6 protein-coding genes are annotated in these 5177 nt (G+C 72.6%); all 6 read right to left on the reverse strand.

The genetic code is table 11. The features are described 5' to 3' along the window. On the reverse strand, nucleotides 1–910 hold a 910-nt coding region (cobJ, locus tag I73_RS22855; RefSeq protein WP_022982745.1), incomplete at its 3' end, for a precorrin-3B C(17)-methyltransferase. Then, a complete protein-coding gene (locus I73_RS22860; protein WP_022982746.1) occupies nucleotides 907–1338 on the reverse strand; it encodes a cobalamin biosynthesis protein in 432 nt (143 codons plus the stop codon). The genes I73_RS22860 and cobJ, both read right to left, overlap by 4 nt. Then, nucleotides 1335–2096 carry a cobalamin biosynthesis central domain-containing protein gene (locus I73_RS22865; protein WP_022982747.1) on the reverse strand — a complete coding sequence of 254 codons (762 nt, stop codon included), beginning with the start codon at nucleotides 2094–2096 and terminating at the stop codon, nucleotides 1335–1337. The genes I73_RS22860 and I73_RS22865 overlap by 4 nt, the downstream gene beginning before the upstream one ends. Next, entirely contained in the window at nucleotides 2093–2899 is an 807-nt protein-coding gene (cobI, locus tag I73_RS22870; protein WP_022982748.1) for a precorrin-2 C(20)-methyltransferase, read from the reverse strand. The genes I73_RS22865 and cobI overlap by 4 nt, the downstream gene beginning before the upstream one ends. After that, on the reverse strand, nucleotides 2896–4227 hold the full coding sequence (locus I73_RS22875; protein ID WP_022982749.1) for a bifunctional cobalt-precorrin-7 (C(5))-methyltransferase/cobalt-precorrin-6B (C(15))-methyltransferase: 1332 nt from the start codon (nucleotides 4225–4227) through the stop codon (nucleotides 2896–2898). Before I73_RS22875 ends, cobI begins: the two co-directional genes overlap by 4 nt. Nucleotides 4228–4234: 7 nt before the next feature. Next, a partial coding sequence (locus I73_RS22880) for a cobalt-precorrin-5B (C(1))-methyltransferase (RefSeq protein ID WP_026097102.1) occupies nucleotides 4235–5177 on the reverse strand: 943 nt, incomplete at its 5' end.

Here is a 5177-nt window from a genome sequence, read left to right on the forward strand (position 1 = left end):
CGGCGGGCCAGCTCGTCCGGGGTGCGCCGGCCTGGTGCTCGGCCTGCAGGACCTGCAGCCAGCCCAGCAGGCCGGTGGAGAGCGAGCGCCCGGCCTGCTCGCCGGCGCGGGTGGCACCGCCCTCTTCCAGCGCGTACTTGTTGGCGTAGCCGCGCGGGGTGACCATGCGGCCCTCGCGCACAAAGGTCTGGCTGTTGCCGATCAGCACGGTGCTGAGCATGCCGATGTCGGCCTCGGCCATCTGGTCCAGCGTGGTGAAGGTGATCTGCTCGCGGCGGCGGTAGGCGCTCTTGACGATGGCCACCGGCGTGTCCGGGCGGCGGTGGCGCAGCAAGAGCTGCTGGGCCTGCACGATCTGCTGGGTGCGCCGACCGCTCTTGGGGTTGTAGAGCGCGACGACGAAGTCGGCCTGGGCCACCGCGTCCAGCCGGCGGGCGATGACCGGCCAGGGGGTGAGCAGGTCCGACAGCGAGATGGCGCAGAAGTCGTGGGTCAGCGGCGCGCCGACGAGCGCAGCACAGCTGTTGAGCGCCGAGGCGCCGGGCACGATCTCGACGGCGATGCCCGAGTCGGGCGTCCAGCCGGCCTCGAACAGCACCTCGTAGGTGGGGCCGGCCATGCCGTAGACGCCGGCATCGCCCGAGGACACCAGCGCCACCTTCTTGCCGGCGCGGGCCCGGTCCAGGGCCTCGATGGCGCGGTCGAGCTCCTCGGTCATGCTCTTGCGGATAACCTCCTTGCCCTCGATCAGGTCGGCCACCAGCTTGATGTAGGTGACGTAGCCGATGATGGTGTCGGCCTCGGCGATGGCCGCGCGGGCGCGGCCGGTCATGTGCTCCACGCTGCCGGGGCCGATGCCCACCAGCATGATCTTGCCCGCGGGCGCGGCCGTCTCAATCACATCGTTCATGCGTTCTCTCCGGGGTTCATGGGTTCGGCCCGGGCCACCGACACGGTGGCGTTGCGGCCATCGGCGCCCTTCACGCGCAGCTTCTCCAGCAGCAAGGCCTCGGGGCCACGGGCACCGGCCACCAGCAGGGCCGCGGCCTCGCTGACCGAGGGGGTGCCGGTGTGGCGGCGCACGGTCTCGGACGGGTTGGGCACGGGCACCGCCGCCAGCGCCTGGGGCGTGAAAAAGCGCAGCGGCCAGCCGCGATCGCAGGCCAGGGCCAGCATGCCGATCTCGTCGGCCTTGAGGTCGATGCTGCCCATGCCCACCACCTGCAGCTCGGCCCAGCCGTGGCGCAGACGCACCTCCACCAGGGCGCGGGTCACCGCCTGCTCGAAGGTGTCCAGCGGCGTGCCGCGGTCGCAGCCCAGGCCCAGGGCGATCCTCATGCCCGGTCCTCCAGCGGCGGTCGATAGACCACCAGACGCTGGTCCAGCCACTGCCACAGCGTGGGCGGCACCGGCGCGTGGGTGACCCAGAGCACGGCGGCATAGCGGTCCAGTTCCACCGCCTCGAAACGGTCGAAGCGGTGGATGTGGGCCGGCAGCGGCGTGGGCCGGGTCCACCAGTGCGGGCTGCCGGCCTCCTGCACAAAGGCCACCGGCTCCTCGTTGACCACCGCCGCCGAGACACGGGTGATGTTGAGCTTGGGGGCCTCCACGGTCCAGCCCAGCTCGCGGCCCAGGATGTCCACCGGAATCGTCTTGCCCACGTCGGAGGCGGTGGTCAGCACCGGCGTGGCGCCCAGCAGCGCGGCCACGGCCTCGGCCATGGCGTTGGCGCCGCCCACATGGCCCGAGAGCACCGGGATGACGAACTGAGCGGCGTCGTCCACCACCAGCACGCCGGGATCCTCGTCCTTGCTCTTGAGGTGCGGGGCGATCAGGCGCACCACCGCGCCCAGCGAGACGAAGAAGACGATCTGGTCGTAGTGCGCGAACAGGCCGGGCACCTCGTCCTTGAAGGCGCCCTCGTAGGCGCGCACCGGATTGAGCTGGCCGGCGAGGGCGGCGGCGAACTTGGCCGCCACGCAGACCTCGGCCGCGGGCAGCTGCCGCGCCAGGGCCGCGGCCTGGGCAGCGCCGTGCTTGGTCAGGGCCACCAGGACCACACGGGGCAGCGAAGATGAAGGCGACAGGTCGTTCATGGGGTGATGAGGGCGTTCGGGGTGGGCGGCGTCTTCTTCAGACAGCCGCGGATGCGCTCGCCGCGCTGGCGCTGCCCATGGCGCACCAGCAGCAGCGACAGGTAGCTGACCGGTTGGCCGCGCAGGGCCAGCATCTCGGCGCCGCGGTACACCCGCTCGTCCGGGGCGCCGCAGCGCTCGATGAAGTCGGCCCCGGCCAGCAGGCCACGCGCGATCAGCCAGTCGAAGATCGGCTCGATCAGCGGCTTGACCTTCAGCAGCACCAGGGTGTCGAACTCGGGCAGCAAGCGGTCCAGCGCATCCACGCCGTAGGCCGCGGGCACGATGGCCACCGTGTCGTCCTGCTCGGACAGCGGCCGGCCCAGGCGCGCACAGGCCGCCGTGAAGGCGTTGACGCCAGCCAGGGTTCGCACCGACAGGCCCGGCACCTGGGCCTGCAGCGTGCGGGCCAGGTGGCCGAAGGTGGCGTAGGTGCTGGCGTCGCCCTCCACCAGAAAGAGCACGTCGCGCCCGGCCTGCAGCCAGGGCAGCACCGTCTCGGCCGCGCGCTGCCAGTGGCGCAGCAGCTTCTCGGCGTCGTGCGTCATGGGGAACAGCAGGGCCTGGTGCTCGGCCGGCGGCGTCAGGCCCGCGCGCTGGGCGATGTCGAAGGCGTAGCTGGGCGTCTTGGTGCTGCGGGCCGGGTAGACCCACACCACCTCTTGGCGCTGCAGCTGGGCCCAGGCCGCACGGGTGATCAGCTCCGGATCGCCCGGCCCCAGGCTGACGCCGATCAGGGTGCCGTGGGTCACGGGGACCGTCATGTGCTCGCCTCCTCAGGCGCGGTGCCGCGCTGGGCGCAGACGATCCACACCGGGTTCTCGGCCGCCATGCGGTGCATCTGCAGAATCGGCTTGCTGCGCGCCGCCTGCAGCTGCAGCACATCCCAGACCGCCCCAGCGTCGGTCAGGGCCTGCGTCGCGGTGGCAAGGTTCTCCAGCGTCACGAAGTTCATCACCAGCCAGCCGCCGGGGCGCAGGCGGGCCAGGCACAGCGTGATCAACCCGGCCAGCTCGCCGCCGGAGCCGCCGATGAACACCGCATCCGGGTCGGGCCAGCGGTCCAGGTGTTCGGGCGCCTTGCCGTGCACCAGGGTGTGGTTGCTCAGGCCCATGGCGGCGCGGTTGCGCGCGGCGATGGCCACATCGTCGGCGTTCTTCTCGATGGCCCAGACATGGCCCTGCGGGCACAGGCGCGCGGCCTCCAGGCCCACCGAGCCGCTGCCCGCGCCGATGTCCCAGACGCGGCTGTCGGCGCACAGTTGCAGCCGCGCGAGGCTGACGGCGCGCACCTCCTGCTTGGTGATCAGTCCCTTGTCGGGCTGGCGCTGGGCATAGGCCGCATCGGCCAGGCCGAAACGCACGGCGGGCTGGCGCGGCTGCACCCGCCACAGCAGCAGCACATTGGGGTCGGCAAAGCGCAGCGTGGCGGCCTCGGCCGCACTCAGACCGCTGCGCACCCGCTCGCCCGGTTGCAGCAGGCATTCGGCCACCGCCAGCTGGAAGTCCTCGCCCAGGCCCTCGGCCAGCAGCAGGCGGGCCACCCGGTCGGGGCTGTTGTCCGGGCTGGTGAGCACCAGCAGGCGGTCGTGCTGGCGCAGGGCCTGGGCCAGCCGATACAGGCCGTGGCCGGGCTCGGCGCCCGCCGCCCATTCGCCGGCATCGCAGCCATGGATGGAGACGATGGTGGCGTCCTGCCAGGCCAGGCCGATGCGGGCGCAGGCCAGCTGCAGCGTGGAGCGGTTGGGCAGCACCTCCAGCGCGTCCAGACACAGGCGCGCGCCCAGGTAGGCGGCGATGCCGTGGCACAACGGGTCGCCGCTGGCCAGCACCACCACCCGCAGGCCCTCGGCCCGGGCCGCGTCCACCCAGCCGGGCACCTGGGCCAGCGCGCCGCCCAGGTCGCGCTGGCGCGCCTCGGGGCGGATCTCCGCGGCCAGGGTCTGCAGCTGCCGGGTCGCGCCGATCACCAGATCGGCCGTGCGCAGATGGGCCAGGGCCGTGGCGTCCAGGCTGGCGGCACCGTCGTCCAGCACGCCGATCACGCGGCAGGGGTTGGGGTCGCGGAACCCCGGTTCCAGGGAGTCTTTCATGGGCATCTCAACAACAGGGGGCAGAAGCGGCTTCGGCCAGCTTCCGGCCCTCGAAATCACAGACCAGCACCTGCAGGCGGAAGCGCCCGCCGTAGCGGGCCGGGTCGCTCAGGGTGGCCACCACGGCCTGGGCCAGGCGGGTGTGGAAGGCGTCGACCCGGCCCAGCGCTGCCATGCGCTCGGCGGCGAAGCGGGCGGTCTCGGCAGCGGCGATGGCCGCGCATTCGTCGGGCGGCGCGCCCACCTCGGCCGCCAGCCTGGCCAGCAGCGCGGTGTCCACCTCGGCCCGGTTGGCGTGGGTGATGGTCTCGCCCTGGGCGATCTTGGTGAGCTTGCCCACCATGCCGGCAATGACCACCTCGCGCAGGCCGCGGGCCACCGCCTCGTCCAGGGCGTAGCGCAGGAAGTCACCCATCTGCACAAAGCAGGTGGCAGGCAGCTGTGGCCGCTCGGCCATCGCGAACTTCTCGGTGCGCCCGCCGGTGGTGAGCACCACCACGCCGTGCGGCAGCGTGGCCGCCAGCTGCACGCCCTGCACCACGCTGGCCCGCCAGGCCGAGGTGCTGTAGGGCTTGACGATGCCGGTGGTACCCAGGATGGAGATGCCGCCCAGGATGCCCAGCCGGGCGTTGTGGGTCTTCTTCGCCATCTCCTCGCCCTGCGGCACGGAAACGGTGACCTCCAGCCCATCCTGCGCCAGCAGGTCGGCCGCGACCTCGCGCAGGTTGTCCTCGATGTTGCGGCGGGGCACCGGGTTGATGGCCGGGCCGCCCACCTCGAGGCCCAAGCCCGCCATGGTCACCGTGCCCACGCCCACGCCGCCGCACAGCATCACCACGCCGGCCTGGCCCGGCAGGCGGCGCAGGTCCACGGTGAGATGGGCGCCGTCGGTGCAGTCGGGGTCGTCGCCCGCGAACTTGACCACCATGGCGTGAGCGCCCTGCCCGTCC

Origin of the sequence: Ideonella sp. B508-1, assembly GCF_000333615.1 — a bacterium.
Taxonomy (GTDB): domain Bacteria; phylum Pseudomonadota; class Gammaproteobacteria; order Burkholderiales; family Burkholderiaceae_C; genus Ideonella.